The following is a 23,958-nucleotide window of genomic DNA, read 5'->3' as shown; positions in this document are numbered from 1 at the left end:
GTTTTCGCCGCGTGCGCCCGAACCGGGCCCGCGGCCACCGGATGATGTCCTGAACCGGCCGAAGCACGCTGCCCCGCGTCGTCGATTTCCGATTCCTTCGACGCAGGAGCCCACTTCCGAATGTCTGTCTCCATGCCTTCGCGCGCCCGCTCGTCGGTCGCCCTGGTCGTTGCCGGTGTGCTCTGGGGAACCGGCGGCCTGTCCGGTTCGCTTCTCGCCCAGCAAGCCGGCCTGCACCCACTGGTCGTCGCCACGTACCGCCTGCTGATCGGTGGCGCCGCGAGCGCGGTCTACGTCGCCCTCACCGGCGGACTTCGCCTTCCCAGCAAGCAAACTTGGCGCCGTCTCGTCCTCATCGGCGCTCTTTTCGCGTTCTTCCAAGCCAGTTACTTCGCCGCCGTCGCGCTCAGCTCAGTCAGCGTCGCGACCATGACCACCATCGGCAGCTCTCCGGTCGCGCTGGCCGTAGCGTCCGCCATCCGTACCCGCCGCGCCCCGCGCGTGACGACTCTGTTGTCCGTCCTAGGCGCTGTCGCCGGTCTGGTGTTGCTGCGCTGGTCTCCGGACTCTGTCGCACAACCCGCCGGAATCCTCTTCGCGCTGCTAGCGGGCGCAGGCTTCGCCATCCTGACGACAGTCACCGCGAAGCCCGGCCTAGATCCCATGACGACCACTGCGTACGGCTGCCTCATCGGCGGCTTACTGCTCACGCCCGCCGCGGCGTGGCTGGGAATGGCGCTGCCCCTTCGCCTCGACGTCCTGCTCGTCGCGGCCTACTTCGGCATCGTGCCGACAGCAGCCGCGTACGCCGCGTACTTCCGCGGCCTAGCCGGTGCGCATCCCGTACTCGGCGCACTGTCGGCCCTGCTGGAACCGCTGACCGCGACCGTTCTGTCCGTCGCTTTCCTGGGCGAACGACTGGGCGTGCTGGCCTGGACCGGCGCGACCTTGCTGGTCGCGGCGCTGGCTGTGGGCTACTGGCGTCCGGAGCCGGTCAGCGAGGTTCTACCGGAAGCGACCGCCCGAGAATCGCGAACGGCCGCGGATCGCCAGTGAACTGGTAGTCGCGCAGAACGTCGACGAACCCCATGCGCCGGTACAGCTTCCACGCCCGGCTCGTGCCCTCCGGAGTGGAGAGCAGGACGTTCGCGCTGGGGACGCCGTCGAGCAGCCGGCGCAGCAGGTCCTCGCCGATCTGCTTGCCCTGGTTCTCCGGGCGCACGTGGATTTCGGTGAGCTCGAAGTAGTCCGACAGCCAGCGCTCGGCCTCCTCCGCCCCGACGCGGCGGGTGAGGCCGTGCCGGACCTGCTCGTGCCACCACTGCCCGGCGCGGCCCTTGTAGCCGTACGCGACGCCGAGCAGCACGCCGTTGTCGTCGAGGGCGGCCATGCAGCGCCAGCCCTCGCGCAACGCGTGAGTGAGCCACATCGGCGCGCGCTGCTCGGCCGTGCCCTCGGGGTAGCGCATCGCGTTCACGTAGATCGCCAGCGCTTCCGGCAGCCGGGAGCGGAACTCGTCGGCGGAGAGCTGCACGTACCGGGAGCATCCGGAGGAGGACATGGCGGTCACAGTCGACCATCCTCCCCCTCGCCCGCCAGATCGCCAGGGGTGCCCCCGGTGAGCGCGACGAGCGCGTCGAAGGTGGTCGGGAAGATCGATTTCGGATGCCCCGCCGCGGCCCACACCTCGGGATACTCGCGCAACACTGTGTCCACGAGCGTCACGAGCCTCTCCGGATGCCCCACCGGCGCGACGCCCCCGATCGGCTGCCCGGTGTGCTCCCGGACGAACGCCGCGTCCGCCTTGCCGACCTCCGCGACCCCCGCGAGTTCAGCCAGCCGCGACTCCTTCGCCCGATGCGCCCCGGAAGTAAGCGCAAGCAACGCGACCTCAGCCCCGGCACTCGTACGGGCCCGGAAAACCAGACTGTTGGCGATAGCGCCGACCGGTACGCCGAGCGCCTCCGCGGCCTGCGCGGCAGTGCGCACCTCGGCGGGCAGCACTCGCACTCCGTCAGCGGAAGCGTGCAGCCCGGCCTCGTCCAGCGCGGCGGTGACCTTGGCGACAGCGGGATGGTCGTGGGTGCTCACTCCGTTATGAGACCACGCCGGTGCAGCCGTGTCCCGCACCACGTGCCCGGATTCCACCGGCGGGGTTGAGCGGAGTGGCCGGCGCGGCTACTCTGGAAACAGATCGAACAGACGTTCGATACCCGGTGGGAGCGCACCGGCCGGTCCCGGGGTGGGGGAAGCACCTCGGGACCGGCCGGGCCCGCCCGAGCAGGAGGAGGGTCGCCATGTCCGTCCCGGTCGTGTCCCCCGCGGACCGTGCTGCCGATGGACGCCCATCCCGCCCCGGTGCGGTTGGCGAACAGCTGACGTTCGGCGCGACGATCGGACAGCCCGCCGGTGCTGGGGACGGTTCTGTCTCGGGCGATGCCGCGGAGGGTGCTGCTGCGGCGGTCCCCTCGGACGGTGGTGTTCAGGCTTCCGGGGCTGCCTCTGCTCCGGTTCCGACGTCCGCTGGCTCTGTTCGCCCCGCGGCTGGACAGCCTGGCCTCGATTTGTGGTCCGCGTCGGAGAACGGTTCTGCCATGCCGTCGACTTCGCTGACCAGTCCTGCTCGGCCCGCTGCTGCGGTGACCAACCCCGCACTGCCCTTTGCCCTGGAGAACCACTCTCCTGCACCCTCCGCGGCGGCCAATCCTGCTCCCGAGCCCGAGCACACCCCAGCAGGTTCCCCAACCTTGCGGTCGTCGGAGAACAGCCCCACCGCCTCATCTGCCGCGGTGGCCGGTTCCGCTCCCCAGTCTGAGCGCACTCCAGTAGGTTCTCCGACCTCGAAGCTGTCGGAGAACCGCTCCGCCGCGCCATCTGCGGCGGCTAATTCCGAGCCCGAGCGCGGCCCGGCAAGTTCCCCAATCTCGCGGCTGTCGGAGAGCAGCTCCGCCGCGCCATCTGCCGCAGTGGCCACTCCTGCTCCCGAGCCCGAGCGCACTCCGGCAGTTTCCCCAGCCTCGCGGCCATCGGAGAACCGCCCGACCGCGCCATCTGCGGCGGCCACTCCCGCTCCCCAGCCCGAGCACACCCCAGCAGGTTCCCCAACCTCGAGGCCAACCGTGCACCACGTCCCCGAAACCACCCTCCCCAGTTCCTCGCCTCCGAGGCAGGTCGTCCACCGCACCCGTGCCGCGGTCCGGCCGTCCGCCGAACCGTCCGCTCGCCGCTCCGGCGGCCCGGGCCAGCCGCAACTTCCGCTGTCCCTGCGCCCACCGGCCGCTCCCGAGGCGGTCACCCTCCTCGCCCAGGCCAACCGCGGACTCGATCACGCGGAAAACGAACGAGACCCCGCCGAACGCTTCATCGGCGCCTACCTCGCCGCCCTGCGCGGCGCAGGTGCGGTGCTCGCCGTCCGAGGCCGCCCGCGTCGTGGCCGGGGCCGTCCTGCCAGCGGCTGGGTGCTGCTCGACGCCGTCGCCCCCGAACTGCGCGAATGGTCGGCATTCTTCGCCGACCATTCCGAAACCCGGGCCGCCGCCGAGGCGGGCATCACCGGCCGCGTCACGGCTGAACTGGCCGAGGGCCTGCTGCAGGCGACCGCTCAGTTCCTCGAATTGGTCCGCCGGGTCGTGCACGGCCTGCCGATGTCCGGGGAAGCCCATGTCGCGTGAACTCGGCACGGTCGACCACGGCCGGCTGCTCGAGGCGTTCTCAGCGGAGGCGCAACTGCTGGGGGAGGTGGCACACTCGGCGTCGCCCGATTCGCCGGTGCCCACCGCCCCGGGCTGGACGTTGAACGAGCTGCTCAAGCACGTCGGTTCCGTGTACTGGCAAGTGCTCGGCTGGATCCGCGAAGGCCGCCGCCCCGAACCGTGGCGCGAGCCCCTTCCCGGCCAGCCGGTGGTCGACTTCTATTCCGCCGCCCGCACCGAACTACAGGTCGAACTGGCCGACCACGACCCTGCTGGCCGAGCCGCCACCTGGTGGTCCGCCGACCCGACCCACGGGTTCTGGCGTCGTCGCATGCTCCACGAAACCCTCGTGCACCGAGTCGACGCCGAAAACGCAGCCGGAATCGGCGACTCGACAGTCCCGGCCGACCTGGCCGCCGACGGCGTCGACGAAGCCCTCACCCTCTACTTCGGACACAAGCTCACCACCATGGGCATCTCCGGAACCCGAAACGGCACAGTGGGTTTCCACACCGGAGGCCACAGCTGGATCGCGAGAGCGGGCCCCGGCGAAACAGAAGCCTGGCGCTGCTCTCCCCGAGAAGCCGACGCCGCGGACGCGATAGTCACCGGCTCGCCCGAGAACGTGTACCTCTGGCTCTGGGGAAGAGTCCCGGTGACCATGGTCCACACCGACGGGGACCACGAGTTGTCCGCCCAAACCTGGGCCTTGCTGCGACTAGCCACCCGGTGACCGCTGAGAACCGAAAGTGGGGAAGCTTCTCGGTTCTCTGACCACCGCGGCGATCCGGCTGTGCCGGCAAGCGCGATACCCCCGCGCTTGCCGGCACAGTTCTTTCACCCGATCCAGCCAGCCCCCGAACCGCCGTTTTTGTCGGCCCTCCTCGTTACCGTGGCGGCATGGCAACACGTCTGGCCAACCTGGTCACCGCCGCCGAACAACCGGCACGCCTGGCCAGGTTCTGGTCCGACCTCCTAGGCTGGCAGGCCACCGCGGACGAGGTCACCGTCCAACCCCCGTCCGAAGACGGCTGCGAACTCAACCTGGTCTTCGCCCCGACCTCCCGCCCGAAGACCACCAAAAACCGGCTCCACCTGGACCTCTCCAGTACGTCGGACGAACACCAACGCGCAACGGTCGCCCGAGCCGTTTCCCTGGGCGCGCGCCCGATCGACGTCGGCCAGCGCAACGTTCCGTGGATCGTCCTGGCAGACCCCGAAGACAACGAGTTCTGCGTACTGGAACCCCGCGAGGAATACGCCGATTCCGCTGCCCTAGCGGCAATCGTCATCGACGCACAGGACCCCGCGCGCCTAGCCCGCTTCTGGTCCCCGCTCACAGCGTGGCCGATCACCGCCGACGAGCCCGCCTTCACCACCCTCCGCAACCCCAGCGGCCGCGGCCCCACCCTCGAATTCCTCCGCGCGAACACCCCGAAGCACGGCAAAAACCGCCTGCACTTGGACTTAGCCCCTCACGACGACCACGCCGCCGAAACCCGCCGCCTGCAAGCCGCCGGCGCCCACCCGATCGATAGCGACCAAACCGCCTTCACCGACCCGGAAGACAACGAATTCCGCCTGCTCACCCCACGCTGACCCGCACCACGTTTCCCGCAGATCACGCATTTCCAGCCACCCTCTGACACACCCGAAACACCACAGGACACCTCCGGTTACTCGCGTCAGGGACGGTAAGTCCCATGAACACACCCCCGACATCCCGCAGCCTTCTCCCGAACGCCATTCCCGCCGAGTCAGCGCACCTACCGCCTTCTCGCCTCGAGCGAAACCCCGGCAACGCCAACGAAAAACCGCCGCCAACCGGCACCTGGCGAGTACGCGTGCGCTCCGACGACCACCCCGGAACGCTGGCCCGCTTCGCAATCCGACTAGCCGACCTCGAATGCCGCATCGTCGGCCTCACCAGACACCCCGTACCCGGCGGCGTCCTAGACGAATTCGTGCTCCGCCCCGCAACCGGCCTGCCTCCACACCTCCTGATAGACGCCCTCCGCGACGAAGGCGGCGATTGCCTGGGGATGACCGAAACGGCTATCCCCGAACTGCGCGCCCCTGCCGCTCCGCCCGCCGCCGAAGATTCGATCGCCGAGGCCGTCGCCCGAGAACTCCTTACGCCAATCACACCAGCCGCTAACCGGACAACAGCCGCTGAAACCGATGCCCGAAAACCGCCTGTCCCAGCAACAACTGCGCTTCCCGTCTCGGGGGAGTTGTGCATCGGGGCTGGGGAACTGCGTGCCCCGGCAGCACCCGCCCGCGTCGTCGCACGAGAGACGATTGCCGAAACCACCGTCCGCGGACTTCGCGACTCGACCGCAACTGCGCTCGTCGCCGCACAGCGAGCGATCGCTGATCCCGATTGCCGGGCACCGATGCTGCGGATGGTCCTGTCTGCCGACCTCGTCACGCTCGTCCCGGCAAACGAGGCCAACCCGGCGCGCACGGAGGCCGGGCACCGCGCGGTCTTTCCCCTCGGCGACGGGCAGGCGTTCGTCGCGCGACGGCGGTGGGTCGCGTTCGCTGAACCCGAACTTGCTCAGGCTGCAGCATTCCTGGAACTACTCGCCGCGGCGGAGCAGAATCTGGCTGGCCCGGTCGTGCTCGACCGTCCGGACGGGGCCGCGGTCGTGCTGCGGGTAGGCACTCCGCGCGACGTCGACGCGATCGGTGCGGTGCATCTTCGCTGTTCGGCGAAGACATTGTTCAATCGCTACCACACTGGCCTGCGCACGGTTCCCCGAAAATGGCTGCACCGCTTGCTCATGCCGCCGCGCGGAACCAGCTTGCTCGCGGTGTGCGGCCGGGACGTGATCGGGTTCGGACAGCTGATCTCTCAGCGCGACGGCACAGCCGAGGTGTCGCTGCTCGTCGAGGATGCTTGGCAGCGACAGGGAATCGGCACGGCGTTGCTAGCCCGGCTGGTCGCCCTCGCGAAGGCTGACGGGACCACAGAGCTGACTGCGGTCCGTCTTCCGGGCAACGACGCCATGGCTCGGACTGCTCTCCGCGCCGGGATGCAGGTCGAAACCAGTCCGGACGACGACACGCTGCTTCGGCTCTCCGCCGCCCGGACGCCGCGGACGGTCAGCGGTTCCAGAACCAGTCTTTGCCTCGCGCCTCGCGCAGCGCCTGCTTCTTCCGATCGGGAGTGAGCCGGTCGAGGTAGAGCTTTCCGTCGAGGTGGTCCGTTTCGTGCTGGAGGCACTGGGCCAGCACGTCGACGCCCTCGACCTCGATCGGCTCGTTGCGCAGGTCGACGCCGCGCACAACGGCGTGCTTCGCGCGGACCGTCGGGAACCACAGCTCCGGCACGGACAGACAGCCCTCGCCGATCTCGTGCGTCTCCTCGGAGAGATGGGCGATCTCCGGGTTGATGACGTACCCGGTCAGCCCGCCGACGTCGTAGCTGAACACCCGCAGCCCGACCCCGATCTGCGGTGCCGCGAGCCCGGCCCGGCCCTCCGGCTGCACGCTGTCGAGGAGGTCCTTCACCAGCGCCTCGATCTTGCTGTCGAACGTGGTCACCGGGTCGCACACGGACTTGAGCACCGGGTCACCGAAGTAGCGCAACTCGCGCATCGCCATGATCGAACGTCCTTTTGTCCACCGAGGGGCCACGAGAAGTCTAGTGACACCACCTGCTTCCCCGACGCGGGTCCGCCGAGCACGCCCGCCTGCCGCGCGACAGAGCCGACCGGTCGGCGGAACCAGAGGCCGGACGCGCGTGCGTTCGTGGCTTGGCCGAGCGACAACCCGGGCGGCGTCAAGCTCTCAACCGGAGTCCCTTCGGCGTCGCGCGGAAGCCGGCTTCCTGCAGGATTTCGGCCAGTTCCGACGTAAGCGCGTGTTCTCCGTCCGCGCGCTGGACGGCCAACTGACCCAGCCAGCCCTCCCGGACCGCGGTCGACAAGGCCGCCGCAGCGGCTTGCAGCGAGCTGCGTTCCTCGGTGAAGCTCAGCAACGAACGGCCGCCGCGTTCGACGTACAGGGCTGGGACTCCGTCGACCAACACCGCCAGCGCTCCGGCTTTCCGCGCTGGCCGGTGTTTCGTGTCGCCTGTTGCAGCGGGCCAGGACAGAGCCGCACCGTACGGCTGTGCTGGATCCGCTGCGGCGAGAACCACCGCACGAGCGGTGTCGTTGCGGCCCGCGGCGGCGGGTGCGGTGCTGGAGAGGGCACGCAGCCGGTCGACTGCGCCCTTCGCCGCGAACTGTGCGGCACCGAGACCTTCGACGACATAGCCGCGGATGACCTGTCCGGTGTCTTCCATGCCCCGCAACACCTTGTAGATCCCGGAGAACCCGCCGGTGACCCGTTCAGTGTCGAGCGCGCCTCGGGTGAGGACGCCGTGCCGTTCCAGGAATGCCTCGGTGCGGGCATGCGCGCGGCGAGTCGGCTCGGCTTCGCGAGGCGGGGTCAGCGCCCATCGGCCAGCCGCGGTCGGCGGTCCGGTGCGTGACGGCATTGCCGGACGCCCGGCGCGCATGCGGGCGTACCGGCCGCGTGGTGCTTGCCGCCGCGGCTTGTGCGCGCCGTGGCCCGCGACCTGCGCGCGCAGCGGCGCGAGCGTGTCGCCGGTGACCAGCCCGGCCCACACCAGATCCCACAGCGCGGCCACTACTGCACCGTCGTCCGGCGATTGCTCCAGGCCTGGCGTGACCCGGTCGACAAGCTGCCGGAAGAACAACGCTCCGCCTTCCAGCGCCGTCACGATCGCTTCGTGCAGCGGGCTGGTCGGCGGATTCTCCTCGACCTCGGGCAGCAGGAGGTCCGCGACGTCGGACGGAGCCAGCGCCAGCCAGCCGTCCCCGCCGGAGAGTGCCCCGCAGCCTGCCCAGATGACCTCGCCCGCGGTGGTGAGTTCGTCGAGCAGCGCGGGGGAGTAGCCCGGCAACCGGCTGGGCAGGATCAGCGACTCCACCGCGCTCGCCGGCAAGGGCGCACCGGCCAGCTGCTCGACCACCGACAGCACGTCGTCGGCCGTCGGCGCGGACCGCAGCCGCGCGCCGATTCCGTGCCACGAGGGCAGGAACCGGCCCAGCGCCGCCGGTTCCACTGGCTCGACCTCTGCCCGCAGCCGAGCGAGGGACGCGCGTCGCAACCGCCGCAGTACGGCCGCGTCGCAGTATTCGACGCCCACGCCATGGGTTTCCGGATGCCCGACCGGACTCAGCTCGCCGCGGACCAGCCTGCCTTCGCCGGTGAGCCGGTCGAGCACTCCGGTGACGACGGCCGTGCCCAGCCCGAACCGGTCTGCCGCGGCGGTCGCGGAGAACGGACCGCGGCTCCGTGCGTAGCGGCCGAGCAGATCGCCCACTGGATCCGCCACCGGCTCGGTGAACGCCTCGGGCACGCCGACCGGGAGCGCGACGCCCAGCGCGTCTCGTACCCGTCCGGCGTCCTCGATGGCCAGATACCGCTCCTCGCCGCCGATGCGCACCTGGATCGCGCGCCGTGCCGAGGCGAGTTCCGCCAGCCATTCCGGCTGAATCCCTCGTTCCGCGGCTTCCGCAATGGACAGGTCGCCCAGGAACCGCAGCAGGTCCGCCGCGTCCTCCGCGGACCTTGCGTGCCGGTCCGGATCGAGCCGCTGCAACGACCGTTCGACCTCGGCCACGGCCTCCGGATCGAGCAGCTCGCGAATCGCTTCCGTGCCCAGCAATTCGGCCAGCAGCGCGGAATCCAGCGAAAGCGCGGCGGCCCGGCGTTCGGCCAGCGGGGCGTCCGTCTCGTACAGGAACATCCCGACGTAACCGAACAACAGGCTCCGTGCGAACGGCGACGCGGCCGGCGTCTCCACCTCGACCAGCCGCACTTTGCGCGCCCGGACGTCGGACATCAGCTCCCGCAGACCGCCGACGTCGTAGACGTCCTGGAGAACCTCGCGCATGGCCTCCAGCACGACTGGGAACCGCTCGTACTTCGCTGCCACGGACAACAGCTGCGACGCCCGCTGCCGTTGCTGCCACAACGGTGTGCGCCGACGCGGATCACGACGCGGCAGCAGCAGCGAGCGTGCCGCACACTCCCGAAACCGAGCCGCGAAGACCGCCGAGCCGCCGACCTCCGCCACGATCAGCTGCTCGACCTCCTCCGGGTCCAGCAGGACGTCGTCGGCGCCGATGGTGACTTCGCCGCCGTCGGCATCGAGCGCGTCGGGCAGCCGCAGCACGATGCCGTCGTCGGAGTGCGCCACTTGCGCGTCGACCCCGCGGTTTTCCCTCATCCGCGCGGCGATCGCGAGCGCCCACGGAGCGTTGACCTGTGCGCCGAACGGCGAGTGCAGCACGATCCGCCAGTCGCCCAGCTCGTCGCGGTAGCGTTCGAGCAGGATGACGCGATCGTTGGGCACGTGCCGGGTCGCCGACTTCTGTTCTTCCAGATACGCCAGCAGGTTGTCGCACGCGCGCTGGTCGAGCCCGGCCGCGGCGGCCCGGTCCCGCGCCGTCGCGGTGTCCGAAGTGGACAGTTCGCGGACGAACGCGCCGAGCGCCCGCCCCAGTTCCAGCGGCCGCCCCGCGGCGTCGCCCTTCCAGAACGGCATCCGGGCGGGCTGGCCCGGAGCGGGCACGACGATCACCCGGTCATGGGTGATGTCGGTGATCCGCCACGACGAGGTGCCGAGCAGGATCGTGTCGCCGACCCGCGATTCGTACACCATCTCCTCGTCGAACTCGCCCACGCGCGAGCCGGGTTTGCCCTCGGCTCCCGGCGTCATCACGGTGAACAGCCCGCGGTCCGGGATGGTGCCGCCGGACGTGACCGCCAGCCGCTGCGAACCCGGCCGTCCGCGCAGCTCGCCGCCGACCCGGTCCCACGTGATCCGCGCCCGCAGTTCGCCGAACTCCTCGCTCGGATAGCGGCCGGCGAGCATGTCGAGCACCGCGTGCAGCGCGTCGTCCGGCAGCGAACTGAACGGCGCCGCCCGCCGGACGAGCGCCGCCAGCTCCGGCACCGTCCACGGTTCGAGCGCCACCATCGCCACGACGTGCTGGGCGAGCACGTCGAGCGGGTTGCGCGGATACCGCACCGCCTCGATCGCCCCGGTCGCCATCCGTTCCGCGACCACCGCGCACGACACCAGGTCGCCGCGGAACTTCGGGAACATCACGCCGGACGACACCGCGCCGACCTGGTGCCCGGCCCGGCCGACGCGCTGCAGCCCGGACGCCACCGTCGGCGGAGCCTCGATCTGCACGACCAGGTCCACCGCGCCCATGTCGATGCCGAGTTCGAGCGACGACGTGGCCACCACGCACGGCAGCCGCCCGGACTTCAGTTCCTCTTCGACATGGGTGCGCTGCTCGCGGGACATCGACCCGTGGTGCGCCCGCGCGATGACCGGCTCCGCACCTGTCGTGACACCGGATTGCCCGACCGCTTCGGCCGGGAACGCATCGCTTCGAGACAGACCGGTCTGCTCGGAAGCGAGTTCGTTGAGCCGTGCGGTGAGCCGTTCGGTGAGCCGCCGCGAGTTGCCGAACACGATGGTGGAGCGGTGCGCGCGGATCAGCTCCAGCACCCGTTCCTCGACCGCTGGCCAGATCGACGGCCGCTTCACCGCCGCGCGCGCGACTTCTTCCTGGGTGCCGATCCCGCCCTCCGACGGCAATTGCGACAGCGACGTGAGGTCGTCGAGCCGCTCCATCGGCGACGGCGCCGGGCCGTCGAGGTTCGCCATGTCCTCGACCGGCACCTCCACCCGCACCTCGATCGTTTTCGCGAGCTTCGGCTGCACGATGGTGACCGGGCGGCCGCCGGCGAGGAACGCGCTCACCTCGTCGATCGGACGCACCGTTGCCGACAACCCGATGCGCTGGGCCGGTTTGGGCAGCAGCGCGTCGAGCCGTTCCAGCGACAACGCCAGGTGCGCGCCGCGTTTGCCGCCCGCGACGGCGTGCACCTCGTCGACGATGACCGTCTCGACACCCTTCAGCGATTCCCGCGCCGAGGACGTGAGGATGAGAAACAGCGACTCCGGCGTGGTGACCAGCACGTCCGGCGGGGTTTTCCCGAACGACCGGCGCTCCGCCGCCGTGGTGTCGCCGGTGCGCATGCCGACCTCGATCTCCGGCGCGGGCAGGCCCAGCCGGTGCGCGGCCTGGGAGATGCCCGCCAGCGGCGCGCGCAGGTTGCGCTGCACGTCGACCGCCAGCGCCTTCAACGGCGAGACGTAGAGGATTCGGCACCGCTCGCGCGGGTTCGCCGGCGGCGGTTCCGCCGACAGCCGGTCCAGTGCCCACAGGAACGCGGACAGCGTCTTGCCGGACCCGGTGGGCGCCACGACCAGGGCGTGCTGCCCGGCGTGTGCGGCCCGCCAGGCCCCTTCCTGCGCGGCCGTCGGGGCGGCGAAGGCTCCGGCGAACCAGGTGCTGGTCGCCGGGGAGAAGAGGTCGAGGACGTTGTTTGCCACGGGATCCATCATGCGCGGCACCCCCGACAATTTCCGGGGCCCGGGCAGGGCACGCGGGTCCGGATCCCCTCGTGTGGGTGACCGATCGGCTTAGATCGCGTACTTCCACACGGTCAGCGAGTAGGCCGAATACCAGGCCCCGACCAGCACGAACACGGTCGCGGCGGCGATCATCGTGGACCTTTTGCGACCGGCCAGCCCCATCGCGACGGGCAGCAGGAGCGCGAAGTCGGGAAGAAGGAACCTCGACTTCAGGGCGGGCAGCCCGGCGCTGCACAGGACCAGCACCACGACGCCCACCGCATACGCAGCCAACGGCCACGGCATCCGGCGGCCGGTCACCGTGATGACCGCGAGGGCGATCGCCATGACCGTCACGAGCACGACCAGCGTTTCCCAGGCGTTGCCCGAGGTGAAGAGCGTTTGCGTGATCCATTTCCAGGCTTCGGCACCGGCGTCGAAACGCGTGTTCCAGCCGCGAAGCTCGATGTCCTGCCAACCGGTCAAGCTGCCGGTCTTCACCGCGACGTACATCCAGTACCCGAGCAGGCCGAGCGGCGCGACGAAGACGCACACGAGCGCGTTCCAGCGCTGTCTGTTCCGCCACACGTCGATGGCCGCGGCGATCACCACGACAGCGACCAGCACGCACGCGGTGGACCGGGTGAGCCCAGCGAACAGCGTCGCGGTGGCAGCGAGATACCACTTGCGTTCGAGCACGCCGACCAGCGCCCACGCGGCGAGCGCGGTGAAGAGCGCCTCCGTCATCACCATGCTCTCGGCGATCGCCATCGGCGCGGCGCCCCACAACACAGCGAGCAGCAGCCCCGCTCGATGACTGTGGACCAGCCGGCCGATTCGGTACATCGCCGTCGCCGCGGCGATTCCGGCGAGCGTCGACAGAAGGAGGGCCGCCCCGAAGTAGGACACCCCGGGCAGCTTCTCGAGCAGCCCGGTCAAGGCCGGGTACAGTGGGAAGTAGCCGTACGAAGCGTCGGGATACGGCAGCCCGGCGGCGTCGAGCGGATTGCTCACGCCGGTGTAGCCGTGCTCCGCGATCTGCAGGTACCACCAGCCGTCCCAGGATTGCAGCCGCTCGCCCAGCGGCAGGTCCCGGGGCGCGGCCATGGCGGCGAGCGCACCGAGGCCGATCAGCCGCACCACAAGGAACAGCACTGCCGCGTGCAGATAGCCGGAACGGCCCCACTTGCCCGCCGCGACCCGCCACGGGCTCGCCGGACCGCCCGTCGCCGACTGTCCGAACTGGTCTCGGCGAGTCTTGTCCACTAGCTCTGTCATTGCCTCCCCGTCCTCGGAAGACGAGACGTTCCGTTGCCTCCCCGGGTTGCACGCGCCGCGAGTTTCGCGGGTCCGCACGCACGGTGACCGGGCACGTGGCAGCATCTCCGCCAGCGCTGCTTGAGTCGAGGGGAAATTACTGTGCGGATCCTGTCGGTGGACCTCGGGACGTCCAACACCGTTGCCGTCCTTTCCGCGCACGGCAGGCCGCCTCGCGTCGTAGAGGTCGACGGGTCGGCCAACATGCCCTCCGCGGTTTTCGCCGGGGAAGACGGCACGCTCATGGTCGGCCGGGACGCCGAACGTCGCGCGCGGCTCGACCCGACACGGTTCGAGCCCAACCCTAAACGGCGCATCGACGAGCAGACGCTGCTGCTCGGCACAGACGTCGTGCCAGTCAACGAAGCGCTGGCCGCGATCCTGCGCCGGGTGCTCGACGAGACCACGCGCCAGCTCGGCGGCGAGCAGCCGGACGAGGTCCGTCTCACACACCCCGCGCAGTGGGGTCCGGTGCGCCGCAACGTATTGCTGAGCGCGGCGCGACTTGCCGGCATTCGCGGAAACGTAGTCCTGGTGCCGGAGCCAGTCGCGGCCGCGGCGCATTTCGCGTCGTTTCCGGAACGCGCGTTGGCGCCAGGGAAGGCTCTCGCGGTGTACGACCTCGGCGCGGGGACCTTCGACGTCGCAGTCGTCGGCGCGAACCAGAACGGCTACACAGTGCTCGCCGAGGACGGTCTGCCCGACCTCGGCGGCCTCGACGTCGACCAGGCGCTGATGGTCCACGTCGGACGTGAGGTGTCGCACTCGGACCCACAGCGCTGGCAGCGGCTGCTTCGCCCCGAGTCCACTGCGGACCGGCGTACGCGACGCGCGCTGCAAGAAGACGTGAAGGCCGCGAAGGAAGCACTGTCTCGGCATCCGCAGACAGAGGTGCCGATGCCGGAGCCGTTCAAGGACGTGCTCGTCACGCGCGGAGAGCTCGAAGGCTTGGTGCGTCCGGCAATGCTGCGCAGCGTGGAGCTGCTTTCGCGGACACTGCGTTCGGCTGGGCTGACCTCGGATCGTCTCGTCGGCATCTACCTCGTCGGCGGTTCGAGCCGGTTGCCGCTGGTCGGTTCGATGATCGCGGAGAAGCTCGGCGTCGTCCCCACGAGCCTTGACCAGCCTGAGACGGCCGTCGCGCTGGGTGCGCAACACGTCGCTAAAGACGGACTGTCGATGCGTACGCAGAACGTCGAGGGCCAGGTGGCGTCAGGTGCGCCGTACGCGCAGCCTGCTGCGCCACAGGGCAACTACCCGGCGTACTCGCCGACGCAGCCACAGCCGATGCCGCCGTTCCAGCCTTCGCCGGCACCGTCCAACTTCCCGACGTACACGCCCGCTGCGCCGGAGAAGAAGAGCCGCACCAAGCTGTTGATCGGCATCGCGGCGGCTGTGGTGGTCGTGCTCGCTGCGGGGCTGACCGTGTTCCTGACAACACAGGGTTCGTCAGTAAAGACGTACACCGCTGAAGAGTGCCGTACGCCGGGGCAAGCCGACTCGTCCGGACTGACCGGCTGTATGCGTCAGCTGGCCGGCAAAGTCGCCGACAACGGCGGCTGCGCTCCCGGCATGGGCAACGGTCCGGCTGCGCCGGCGAAGAGCCTCGGGGCCGCGTCGACGTGCGCCGCCCCGGGCCGCGCGGGCACTCAGGTGACGTACGTGCAGGGGCAGTCGGCAGCGGAGCTGAAGCAGTACACCGACGGACTGCTCTCCTCCGCGGGCGGCGACCGCACCGAAGCGGATTGGAAGGGCAACGCCCTCGAAGGGCACTACGCGGCGGCGGCCGGGCAGTCGTCGGCGGTCCTCGTGTTCACGGTGAAGGACCGACCCCTCCTCGGGTTCCTCTATCAGGTGAATTCCGGCGGGCAGGCGGCCACGCCGGGCGCCCTGGCCGACTACTTCGAGCAGAACGTCCAGCCGGGGGAGTGATCCCCGGCGGAGCGGGAAAGCTAGCATTCGACCGATGCGTATCACGGTGTTCCGACGGCTGATGGCCGAGGAGTTCGGGTCCGGACGCGCCGAGATGCTCGCCGAGGACCACGTGTTCAGCGGGCTCGGCGGGCGCACGGTCGAAGAGGCGCTGAGCTCGGGGACGTCGGCGAAAGAGATCTGGCGAGCGGTCTGCGCCGAGTTCGAGGTGCCGCCGGAGCGGCGCTGACCTGCGAGTTCCGGCACCGGACGCGGCGGAGGGCGAAAACCTCGCCGGATGGGCGTGTCGCCGTAAACCTCGAACACCTGTTCGTCTATGGTGTTGTGCACAACGGGGCCAGCGATCCACAGATCAGTCGCCGCGCCTGGAATTGTCGGTCCCTCCCCGTAGCGTCGGACCGGACAGAGCTTGGACCCCGGACAAGCTTGATCTGGACAACCGAACACACAGGCCCAACCAGCGAGGTGGACTTCCATGCCAGCAGCACCCGACAAGGACAAGGCGCTCGAGCTCGCCCTTGCGCAGATCGACAAGCAGTACGGCAAGGGCTCGGTGATGCGCCTCGGCGAGGAGAACCGCCCGCCCATCGCCGTGATCCCCACCGGCGCGATCGCTCTCGACGTCGCGCTCGGCATCGGCGGCCTGCCCCGCGGCCGCGTCATCGAGGTCTACGGCCCGGAGTCCTCGGGTAAGACCACGGTCGCCCTGCACGCGGTGGCGAACGCGCAGCGCAACGGCGGCATCGCGGCGTTCATCGACGCGGAGCACGCGCTGGACCCGGAGTACGCCAGGAAGCTCGGCGTCGACACCGACGCGCTGCTGGTGTCCCAGCCGGACACCGGCGAGCAGGCGCTGGAGATCGCGGACATGCTGATCCGCTCCGGCGCGCTCGACATCCTGGTCATCGACTCCGTGGCCGCGCTCGTGCCGCGCGCCGAGATCGAGGGCGAGATGGGCGACTCGCACGTCGGCCTCCAGGCCCGCCTGATGAGCCAGGCGCTGCGCAAGATGACCGGTGCGATGAACAACTCCGGCACCACCGCGATCTTCATCAACCAGCTGCGCGAGAAGATCGGCGTCATGTTCGGCTCGCCAGAGACCACGACGGGCGGCAAGGCGCTGAAGTTCTACGCCTCGGTCCGGCTCGACGTCCGCCGCATCGAGACGCTCAAGGACGGCGGCGAGCCGGTCGGCAACCGCACCCGCGTCAAGGTGGTCAAGAACAAGATGGCCCCGCCCTTCAAGCAGGCCGAGTTCGACATCCTCTACGGCGTGGGCGTCTCCCGCGAGGGCTCGCTCATCGACATGGGCGTCGACCAGGGCATTCTGCGCAAGTCGGGTGCCTGGTACACGTACGAGGGCGACCAGCTCGGCCAAGGTAAGGAGAACGCGCGGAAGTTCCTGCGCGACAACCCGGACATCGCCAACGAGATAGAGAAACGCATCAAGGAGAAGCTCAACATCGGTCCGCAGGTCGACGCCGAAGCCGAGGCAGTGCCCGCGCCGGTCGACTTCTGATCCGGGGAGGGGAGGGGATCGGCGGGTTCCCTCCCCGGTGCTCGGGTCGCGCGTCGGCCCGCCGCTGAAACCGGGGCCCGATGCGGTTTCGCCGCGCCGGGATCTTCGGTGAGATCTGGCCTGGTGCGGTTCGCCGCGACGGGTTCTTCGGTGAGACGCGACAGGTTCTTCGGGCGTGGCGGTGTCCGGACGCGTCGGTGTCCTGTCGCCCGGCGGCGATGGTTCTCCGGCTGGGTGCGGGGCGACTGGCGCGGCCAGCGGGGCCGGGCGCGGATCGCGGCCGGGATCTCGCTGCCGGAGCGGTGGGGATCTCTGCCGGTACGGCGTGCTTGGCCAGTCCGACGTGCTTGGCCGGGCCGAAGCGGTGCGCGCACGGGCACGCTCTGCGCGAGAGAGCTGGCCGGTGCGAAGAGCGTCGGTGCGGAGTCCGGATCAGCTCGAGCTGGTGCGGGTTTCGGCGGCTGCGGTTCGGTCGGCGGGATTGTGTGCCGTGCCGAATCACAGGGGCCCGGTGCCGGGAAATCGGTGTCGAGATGGAGGTGTCGTCGTCCGAGGGCGGCACCGGGAACAAGGAGTGTGGTCGTGGCCAGGGCGCCGAAGGTCGAGCCGATGGAGTTGCCTCCGGAGGAGCGGGCCAAGAAGGCCAAGGAGATCTGCTTCGACCTCCTCGCCGCCCGGCCGAGGGCGGTCGAGGAGCTGCGGCAGACGTTGCAGCGCAAGGGTTTCGACAGCGAGACCATCGAAACCTTGCTCGGCAAGCTGGACCGTGCCGGTCTCGTCAACGACGCCGAATTCGCCGAAGCCTGGGTCCGCGACCGGCACGCCAACCAAGGGCTGTCGCGCACGGCGCTGGTCGCGGAGTTGCGGCGCAAGGGCGTCGACGACGAGATCGCGGCGCAAGCGGCGGAGGAAGTCGACCGGGAGTCCGAGGAACAACGTGCCCGAGAGCTGGTGCGCAAACGGCTCAGGTCGCTCGGGAACGTCGACGAGCAGACCGCGATCCGCAGGCTGCTCGGGTTCCTCGCGCGCAAGGGCTATCCGCAAGGACTGGCGTACACGGTGATCCGCGACGAACTTCGCGAGTTCGGGGCGGAATCCAGTCTGCTGGACGACGCGACGGTCGACTGACCGGCCTCGGACACCAAGAAACCCGCCACCTCCAGCGCGAAGGTGACGGGTTTCCGGAAAGGCTCAGCGCAACGCGGCAGCTTCGGCGGCCAGCTTCTCGACGGCAGCGAAGTCCTTGGCCGCCAACAGTTTCGCAGGCGTCAGCCACGATCCGCCGATGCAGCCGACGTTCGGCAGCGCCAGATACGACGGGGCCGACGACACCGTGATCCCGCCGGTCGGGCAGAACTGCAGCTGCGGCAGCGGTCCGGCGATCGACTTCAAGAACGCCGCGCCCCCGCTGGCCTCCGCCGGGAAGAACTTCAGCGCGCTCAACCCGCGTTCGGCCAGCCGCATCGCCTCCGACACGGTGGCCGCGCCCGGCAGGAACGGCAGCCCGGTGGCGAACGCGGCGTCCAGCACCGCGTCCGTGCAGCCCGGCGTCACCAGGAACTTCGCGCCGGCGTCGGCGGCCTGTTTCGCCTGCTCCGGCGACGTCACCGTGCCGGCGCCCACGACGATGTCCGGCACCTCCGCGGCCACCCGCTCGATCGCGGCCAGCGCGACCGGCGTGCGCAGCGTCAGCTCGATCACCCCGATCCCGCCGGCGTGCAGGGCGCGGGCCGTCGGGACCGCGTCGGCGACGTCGTCGATCACCACGACGGGCATCACGGGGGACAGGGCGAGCAGGTCCGTGCCGGTGGTCACTGACCGACCTCCTGGGTCTGGAGAGCGTAGGGGGACGCGTCCATTGTCCCGTTTCCGAATGGCGGAACGCCCCGGGCGAGGTCCAGCTCCGGCGTGAGCGCCCCGAACACGCTCGCGCCCTGGTCAGCGGGGCCGATCGCGCGCCGCAACGCCCCGAACAGCTCCCGTCCGGTCCCGCTCCACGCGGCCTCCGAGGGCGGAGCGTCCGCCAAGTCCCGCTGTGCCAGTTCGTCGCCCGCGACCAGCACGTCCAAGGTTCCGGACCGGGCGTCGAAGCGGATCACGTCGCCGTCGGCGATCCGGGCGATCGGCCCGCCCACCGCGGCTTCCGGCGTCACCTGAATCGCGGCCGGCACCTTGCCCGACGCACCCGACATCCGTCCGTCAGTGAGCAGCGCGACCCGGAATCCGCGGTCCATCAGGACCCCCAACGCCGGAGTCAGCCCGTGCAGCTCCGGCATGCCGTTCGCCTGCGGACCCTGCTGCCGCAGCACCACGACCACGTCCCGATCCAGCTCCCCGGCCTCGAACGCGACCCTGAACGCCTCCTGCGACGTGAACACCCGCGCCGGAGCCTCGACCACACGGTGCTCCGGGGCGACTGCCGACACCTTCGTGACCGCGCGGCCCAAGTTGCCCTCCACCATCCGCAGCCCGCCGTCCGGCGCGAACGGCCGCCACACCGGACGCAGCACCTCTTCGTCGAGGCTCCGCGTCGGCACGTCTCGCCACACCAGCTCGCCGTCCGACAGAATCGGTTCCTGCGTGTACCGGCGCAGACCGGGACCCGCGACGGTGAGCACGTCCTCGTGCAGCAGTCCCGCGTCGAGCAGCGTGCCGACGAGGAACTGGATGCCGCCGGCCGCGTGGAAGTGGTTGATGTCCGCGCTGCCGTTCGGGTACACGCGCGCCAGCAGCGGAACGATCGCTGAAAGGTCCGAGAAATCGTCCCAGCGCAACTGAATCCCGGCTGCCGCGGCGATCGCCACCAGGTGCATCGTGTGGTTCGTCGACCCGCCGGTGGCCAGCAGCGCCACGATGCCGTTCACGAACGCTTTTTCGTCCAGCACCTGCGAGATCGGCGTGTACGCCTCGCCTCGGGACAGCTCGACGACCCGCCGCCCCACCTCTTCGGTGAGCGCCTGACGCAACGGCGTGTTCGGCGGCACGAAGCTAGCGCCCGGAAGGTGCAGGCCCATCACCTCGACCACCATCTGGTTAGAGTTGGCGGTGCCGTAAAACGTGCAGGTACCAGCGGAGTGATACGACGCCGCTTCCGCGTCGAGCAGGTCTTCCCGCGTCGCGAGCCCCTCCGCGTACAGCTGGCGCACCCGGGCTTTTTCCTTGTTGGGCAAGCCCGAGTTCATCGGCCCGGCCGGCACGAGCACCGCGGGCAGATGCCCGAACGACAGCGCACCGATCAACAACCCCGGCACGATCTTGTCGCACACGCCCAGCAGCAACGCCGCGTCGAACATGTCGTGAGACAACGCGATCGCCGTCGCCATCGCGATCACTTCGCGGCTGAACAGCGACAACTCCATCCCCGGACGCCCCTGCGTGATGCCGTCACACATCGCGGGCACCCCGCCGGCGAACTGCGCGACACCTCCGGCTTCACGGACCGATTTCTTCAGCCACGCAGGGTATTCCTGCATCGGCTGGTGCGCGGAAAGCATGTCGTTGTAGGAGGACACGATCGCGACGCCGGGCGCGCGCAGTTGCCGCAGCGCCTGCTTGTCGACGCCGTCCATGGCTGCGAAACCGTGTGCGAGGTTGCTGCAAGCGAGACCGCGGCGGACCGGCCCCTCCTCGAAAGCGGCCGCGCTGCGGGCGAGGTACGCCGCCCGCGTGTCCGCACTGCGCTCGGCGATCCGGTCGGTGACGTCGGCAAGAACGCGGTGCACCGCGGCGGTCGGGTTCGGGCTGCTGCTCATCTCAAGCTCCCGGCTCGTGACGGGTTCGCGAGACGGCGGCGCTGGCGTCGCGGGAACGTGACGGTGCACACGGTAACCCGAAAACCCTCCGGAAACAAAATCGATTCAGAAGCCCCCTATGGGGTGACGGTGCCGGAGCTGCGTCGGGCGGTGGCGCTGGTTCGGGACGCGCGGCTGTGCCGACGACGCCGGTGATGCCGCCGTGGAGCTGGTACAGGAGGGCGAGGCGTGTCGTCTGCGGGTGAGGACACGGATCGGGCGACATGAATAGGTGTCAGCAGTTTGGGACAGGCACTATCCGCCGCTGGAGGTGACGGTGGATGCGAGATTCGGAGATGCCCGCTCCGTACGAGCGCGTTCTGGGTATGGCATTGCGGAATGCCCGGATCGAGGCGAGCCTGGGTTTGCGCGAGCTGGGCCGATGGATCGGGGTCGAGCCGGCGCTGCTGTCGAGCTGGGAGCTGGGCCAGCGGATCCCGACGCTCGAGGACGTGGCAGGGGTCCTGGGCGCGCTCGGAGTGGTCGGCGAGAAGAAGACGCGGATCATGGCGCTGACGCGTGAGCTGGCGGGGTCGAGCTGGGTCATGCGCGGGTCGCAGGCGGATACGGCGCACTACGCGATCTTGTCCGGGCACGAACGGCACGCGGAGTCGATGACGGTGTGGGCTCCGCTGCAGATCCCGGATTTGCTGCAGATCCCCGACTACGCGCGGCTGGTGTTCGGTCCAGGGTTGCGGGACAAGGAAATCCTGGAACAGGTCGTCGAGAACCGCTTGAGCCGCAGCAGGATCCTGTTCGGCGCGGAGGCGGTCGAGGCGCAGCTGTTCGTCGGGACCGAGGCGCTGCGGAACCACTTCGGCGACGCCGAGGCAATGCTGCGCCAGATGCGGTACCTCATGGAGATTTCGCAGACGGTGACGATCCGGCTAGTCCCAAGCCAAGCCGTTACGGAAGGCGCATTCAGCTGGTACCGGCAGCGGGATGCGACGGAAGTCGTGTACTGCCCGCATCATCGCGCCGGTGTCTTCCTGGTGGGTCGACAGGCTGCCCCGTATGCGGAAACCATCGAACGGCTGGCCGAGTCCGCGCTGTCCCGAGCGGATTCGCTACGCCAACTGTCGGCCGCGGCTGCCGGGTTCGCGGAGGAGGTGAAAGCCCAGAGACTGGCGAATGAGGCCGGATTGACGAAGCTTTTGGCGGGCGAGGATCCGACGGACTAGCGGCCTGTCGCATCGGGTGACATTCGGATGACTCTCTGTCCGCCGGGAGCGTGTTCCCGGGTCAGCCGGGCGCGCGTCGGCGGCTTGAGTTGCGCGGCTGACGTCCCAGAGACGGCCCAGACCCCGCTTTCGGCCCCTATCTGGCGAGAAATCCCCAGGTCAACAGGTACAACATGCCTTCTTCTGGTAAATGTGCTACTTCTGCCGAGGGGGTTTCCTGACCTGGGGACCTTCGCCCGGATAACGCTCTGACCTGCGTTTTCGAGTCGGTCGGGACCGGTTGAGTCTGGTCCGGTTTGGATCTCTGACGTCCTGTAGACGTCCTGAGGCCGGTCTGTCTGAGCCCCTTTGCGGCCTGGCGGACCGGCCTCTAGCCGTGCCTGTCGACTGACTACTCGGAGTGGCGAACCGGGGGTCGCGAGAGGCGTCGGGCGGTCTGATCCGTCGTTCTCGCCCTCGCCAGCTTGAGTGCGACGGTGCCGGGGTCAAGGGTGAGCGAAGCTCATCGCGAAGTGACGCCGTAGGCGCCCTTGATGCCGGTGGCGCGGCGTTCGATCATCGGGCATCGAGGATGACGGCCCGACACCGGAGGTGGACACCCTGGGCTTCGCAGCCAGCATGCCAGGGCTTCAGCGGAGGAACCTTCGTGCTGAGGGCGGAAGCAGCATTGGCGGCCTTGCCCAATCGCTGACGAGAAGAACCTTCGACGGGCCGAATTGCGTAGCATCGGCGAGAGACGCACAGGCTGGGTAACCGAGAGAGGGTCGGTGGAAAAATGGCGGGTACGGTCGACTGGTTTCGCCAGGACAGGGAGCAAGTCCTTTGGGATGCCGAAGACTCCGGTCGGGTCGTGCGGCTGATCCGTGAGGAGCGCGGATGGTCGCGATCCCAGCTCGCGGAAGCAGCCGGGGTGTCACACGGCGACGTGACGCAGTTCGAGGCTGGTGCGGTCGCCCCCTCGCAGCCGATGCTGGTGCGTCTCACTCGCGCGATGGGGTTCCACTCCTGATCGGAGTGCTCGGACGGCGCGGCCGATTTCGCGCCTTGGCGCAGGCATCGGCGTAAGGCGTTGATAGCGAGGGGTGCTCTGACGGTCGCTGCGCAGTGGTTTGCCCGGCGGGTGGTGTCCGTGCTGCTCAATGGATCTCTGTCGTCGGCAGTGGCGCGCTGCGCGGTGCCGCCCGTCGGCGCGCGCATCCGGCGGCGCGCCGCCCATAGCGGAGCGGGGGCGGCGTGTCGCAACCCGGATGGGCGCGCCGTACGGGTGGTGACTGCGCGCCGCCGTCGGCGGCGCCTTGATCCTTTAGAGCCAAATTCGGCAGCATCTTGAAGCGCTTGTCGATGCCAACTGGAGTACCCTGCGTAGTCATGCCGTCTGATTCGCGCATCGATGCGACTGAGCCAACTGGCACTCATGCGCCGGATCTGCCACCACCACCGCCAAGATCATTGTTTGCGCGGATGCGCACGAGGTGGCGCTCCCGGGGGCGTCACACGGCCTTCAAGTATTGGATCTTGTTTCGGGGAATTCCCTTCGCTGTATTCTTTGGTGCACTCTTCGTGCTGAACGGGTTCGTAATCGGATGGCGTGAAGCGTACGATGTCAGTTTGTCAATCACCTCGCCCGCATCGACAAGCAGTCCTCTAACGGCGTGGATCCTGTCCGTGGCGGGATGGCTGGCCGCGCCTGCGTTAGCTGGAGCTGTCGCTGGCCACGTCGTTACTGCTTCAATATCGGGCAGAAGAAAGAAGCCCGTCGGCCAATTGTTTGACGGCAGTGAAGATGAGTAACCTAATTCCGCCACTGCGTAATTTGATTTACGCCCGAAGTGGGTATGAAGTACCGCCGGGGTTGGCTGAGTTATTCGTCAAGGTGCATGGGGGCCACTGGGGTTTGGCTGAGGATCATTGGGAAAACTTGGTTAGTCGGGTTCTTGATACTGATGCAGTATCCCCTTCGGCTTCTAATTTAAAAGCCGTTAAACAGGCTGTAGCTGCAGCTGGATTATTGCTGCAACAAGCCGATATGAGATGCCCATATTGCCGGAGGCGCAAGCGTTGGGAGGGG

General features: G+C 69.2%; 19 protein-coding genes. 12 read left to right on the top strand and 7 right to left on the bottom strand.

Going from position 1 to position 23,958, the window contains the following annotated elements; genetic code table 11:
* The first annotated feature begins 120 nt into the window (after positions 1–120).
* On the top strand, positions 121–1,056 hold the full coding sequence (locus tag D0D37_RS03475) for a DMT family transporter (RefSeq protein WP_116199030.1): 936 nt from the start codon (positions 121–123) through the stop codon (positions 1,054–1,056).
* Here D0D37_RS03475 and D0D37_RS03470 read toward each other — a convergent pair.
* Positions 995–1,570 (bottom strand): GNAT family N-acetyltransferase, encoded by a 576-nt coding sequence (locus D0D37_RS03470; protein ID WP_116199029.1) that lies wholly within the window; start codon positions 1,568–1,570, stop codon positions 995–997. The genes D0D37_RS03475 and D0D37_RS03470 overlap by 62 nt on opposite strands.
* A complete protein-coding gene (locus tag D0D37_RS03465) occupies positions 1,567–2,091 on the bottom strand; it encodes a YbaK/EbsC family protein (RefSeq protein ID WP_116199028.1) in 525 nt (174 codons plus the stop codon). The genes D0D37_RS03470 and D0D37_RS03465 overlap by 4 nt, the downstream gene beginning before the upstream one ends.
* A gap of 1,028 nt (positions 2,092–3,119) precedes the next feature.
* Between D0D37_RS03465 and D0D37_RS47760 the strand changes: the two genes are divergently transcribed.
* From D0D37_RS47760 to D0D37_RS03440, 4 genes are all read left to right on the top strand, one after another.
* Positions 3,120–3,671 (top strand): SAV_6107 family HEPN domain-containing protein, encoded by a 552-nt coding sequence (locus D0D37_RS47760; protein WP_116199027.1) that lies wholly within the window; start codon positions 3,120–3,122, stop codon positions 3,669–3,671.
* On the top strand, positions 3,661–4,425 hold the full coding sequence (locus tag D0D37_RS03455; protein WP_116199026.1) for a maleylpyruvate isomerase family mycothiol-dependent enzyme: 765 nt from the start codon (positions 3,661–3,663) through the stop codon (positions 4,423–4,425). Before D0D37_RS47760 ends, D0D37_RS03455 begins: the two co-directional genes overlap by 11 nt.
* Positions 4,426–4,592: 167 nt before the next feature.
* The gene (locus tag D0D37_RS03450) at positions 4,593–5,291 is read left to right on the top strand and encodes a VOC family protein (protein WP_116199025.1); all 699 of its coding nucleotides are present in this window, start codon (positions 4,593–4,595) and stop codon (positions 5,289–5,291) included.
* Between the two features lie 797 nt (positions 5,292–6,088).
* Positions 6,089–6,868: a GNAT family N-acetyltransferase gene (locus tag D0D37_RS03440; protein ID WP_244223364.1), complete on the top strand. Its 780-nt coding sequence runs from the start codon at positions 6,089–6,091 to the stop codon at positions 6,866–6,868.
* Here the strand turns inward: D0D37_RS03440 and def are convergent.
* The 3 genes from def to D0D37_RS03425 all read right to left on the bottom strand — a co-directional run bounded on the left by def (position 6,801) and on the right by D0D37_RS03425 (position 13,428).
* Positions 6,801–7,301, bottom strand: coding sequence for a peptide deformylase (gene def, locus D0D37_RS03435; RefSeq protein WP_037809726.1), 501 nt, complete (start codon positions 7,299–7,301; stop codon positions 6,801–6,803). The two genes, D0D37_RS03440 and def, sit on opposite strands and share 68 nt — an antisense overlap.
* Before the next feature lie 178 nt (positions 7,302–7,479).
* Positions 7,480–12,138: an ATP-dependent helicase gene (locus D0D37_RS03430; protein ID WP_425266891.1), complete on the bottom strand. Its 4,659-nt coding sequence runs from the start codon at positions 12,136–12,138 to the stop codon at positions 7,480–7,482.
* A gap of 81 nt (positions 12,139–12,219) precedes the next feature.
* The gene (locus tag D0D37_RS03425; RefSeq protein ID WP_116199023.1) at positions 12,220–13,428 is read right to left on the bottom strand and encodes a glycosyltransferase family 39 protein; all 1,209 of its coding nucleotides are present in this window, start codon (positions 13,426–13,428) and stop codon (positions 12,220–12,222) included.
* A gap of 141 nt (positions 13,429–13,569) precedes the next feature.
* Between D0D37_RS03425 and D0D37_RS03420 the strand changes: the two genes are divergently transcribed.
* The 4 genes from D0D37_RS03420 to D0D37_RS03405 all read left to right on the top strand — a co-directional run bounded on the left by D0D37_RS03420 (position 13,570) and on the right by D0D37_RS03405 (position 18,046).
* The gene (locus D0D37_RS03420) at positions 13,570–15,399 is read left to right on the top strand and encodes an Hsp70 family protein (RefSeq protein WP_116199022.1); all 1,830 of its coding nucleotides are present in this window, start codon (positions 13,570–13,572) and stop codon (positions 15,397–15,399) included.
* 34 nt (positions 15,400–15,433) lie between these two features.
* Positions 15,434–15,628: a DUF3046 domain-containing protein gene (locus D0D37_RS03415; RefSeq protein WP_116199021.1), complete on the top strand. Its 195-nt coding sequence runs from the start codon at positions 15,434–15,436 to the stop codon at positions 15,626–15,628.
* Positions 15,629–15,874: 246 nt separating this feature from the next.
* Entirely contained in the window at positions 15,875–16,918 is a 1,044-nt protein-coding gene (gene recA, locus D0D37_RS03410) for a recombinase RecA (RefSeq protein ID WP_116199020.1), read from the top strand.
* 609 nt (positions 16,919–17,527) lie between these two features.
* Positions 17,528–18,046, top strand: a complete 519-nt coding sequence (locus D0D37_RS03405; protein WP_116199063.1) for a regulatory protein RecX — start codon at positions 17,528–17,530, stop codon at positions 18,044–18,046.
* 63 nt (positions 18,047–18,109) lie between these two features.
* On the opposite strand, the gene eda is transcribed toward D0D37_RS03405, so the two are convergent.
* Positions 18,110–18,733 carry a bifunctional 4-hydroxy-2-oxoglutarate aldolase/2-dehydro-3-deoxy-phosphogluconate aldolase gene (gene eda, locus D0D37_RS03400; protein ID WP_116199019.1) on the bottom strand — a complete coding sequence of 208 codons (624 nt, stop codon included), beginning with the start codon at positions 18,731–18,733 and terminating at the stop codon, positions 18,110–18,112.
* Positions 18,730–20,670: a phosphogluconate dehydratase gene (gene edd / locus D0D37_RS03395; RefSeq protein WP_116199018.1), complete on the bottom strand. Its 1,941-nt coding sequence runs from the start codon at positions 20,668–20,670 to the stop codon at positions 18,730–18,732. The genes eda and edd overlap by 4 nt, the downstream gene beginning before the upstream one ends.
* 320 nt (positions 20,671–20,990) lie before the next feature.
* Between edd and D0D37_RS03390 the strand changes: the two genes are divergently transcribed.
* From D0D37_RS03390 to D0D37_RS48715, 3 genes are all read left to right on the top strand, one after another.
* Positions 20,991–21,890 (top strand): helix-turn-helix domain-containing protein, encoded by a 900-nt coding sequence (locus tag D0D37_RS03390; protein ID WP_116199017.1) that lies wholly within the window; start codon positions 20,991–20,993, stop codon positions 21,888–21,890.
* An 850-nt stretch (positions 21,891–22,740) separates the two neighbouring features.
* A complete protein-coding gene (locus D0D37_RS03385; protein WP_162834060.1) occupies positions 22,741–22,899 on the top strand; it encodes a helix-turn-helix domain-containing protein in 159 nt (52 codons plus the stop codon).
* 332 nt (positions 22,900–23,231) lie between these two features.
* Positions 23,232–23,681, top strand: a complete 450-nt coding sequence (locus D0D37_RS48715) for a DUF6313 family protein (RefSeq protein WP_425266895.1) — start codon at positions 23,232–23,234, stop codon at positions 23,679–23,681.
* The last annotated feature ends 277 nt before the right edge of the window (positions 23,682–23,958 follow it).

The sequence above is a fragment of the Amycolatopsis circi genome, from assembly GCF_003385235.1.
Lineage (GTDB): Bacteria > Actinomycetota > Actinomycetes > Mycobacteriales > Pseudonocardiaceae > Amycolatopsis > Amycolatopsis circi.
The sequence above is the reverse complement of the archived record's forward strand: the minus strand, read 5'-3'. Positions and strand labels throughout refer to the sequence as shown.

Bases quoted from the DNA above. Each gene is read 5' to 3' on its own strand.
- D0D37_RS03415 (WP_116199021.1), top strand. From the start codon at position 15,434: ATGCGTATCACGGTGTTCCGACGGCTGATGGCCGAGGAGTTCGGGTCC.
- D0D37_RS03455 (WP_116199026.1), top strand. From the start codon at position 3,661: ATGTCGCGTGAACTCGGCACGGTCGACCACGGCCGGCTGCTCGAGGCG.
- D0D37_RS03390 (WP_116199017.1), top strand. From the start codon at position 20,991: ATGCGAGATTCGGAGATGCCCGCTCCGTACGAGCGCGTTCTGGGTATG.
- D0D37_RS03430 (WP_425266891.1), bottom strand. From the start codon at position 12,138: ATGGATCCCGTGGCAAACAACGTCCTCGACCTCTTCTCCCCGGCGACC.
- D0D37_RS03450 (WP_116199025.1), top strand. From the start codon at position 4,593: ATGGCAACACGTCTGGCCAACCTGGTCACCGCCGCCGAACAACCGGCA.
- D0D37_RS48715 (WP_425266895.1), top strand. From the start codon at position 23,232: ATGCCAACTGGAGTACCCTGCGTAGTCATGCCGTCTGATTCGCGCATC.
- D0D37_RS03475 (WP_116199030.1), top strand. From the start codon at position 121: ATGTCTGTCTCCATGCCTTCGCGCGCCCGCTCGTCGGTCGCCCTGGTC.
- D0D37_RS03405 (WP_116199063.1), top strand. From the start codon at position 17,528: ATGGAGTTGCCTCCGGAGGAGCGGGCCAAGAAGGCCAAGGAGATCTGC.
- D0D37_RS03425 (WP_116199023.1), bottom strand. From the start codon at position 13,428: ATGACAGAGCTAGTGGACAAGACTCGCCGAGACCAGTTCGGACAGTCG.
- def (WP_037809726.1), bottom strand. From the start codon at position 7,301: ATGGCGATGCGCGAGTTGCGCTACTTCGGTGACCCGGTGCTCAAGTCC.
- D0D37_RS03440 (WP_244223364.1), top strand. From the start codon at position 6,089: ATGCTGCGGATGGTCCTGTCTGCCGACCTCGTCACGCTCGTCCCGGCA.
- edd (WP_116199018.1), bottom strand. From the start codon at position 20,670: ATGAGCAGCAGCCCGAACCCGACCGCCGCGGTGCACCGCGTTCTTGCC.
- recA (WP_116199020.1), top strand. From the start codon at position 15,875: ATGCCAGCAGCACCCGACAAGGACAAGGCGCTCGAGCTCGCCCTTGCG.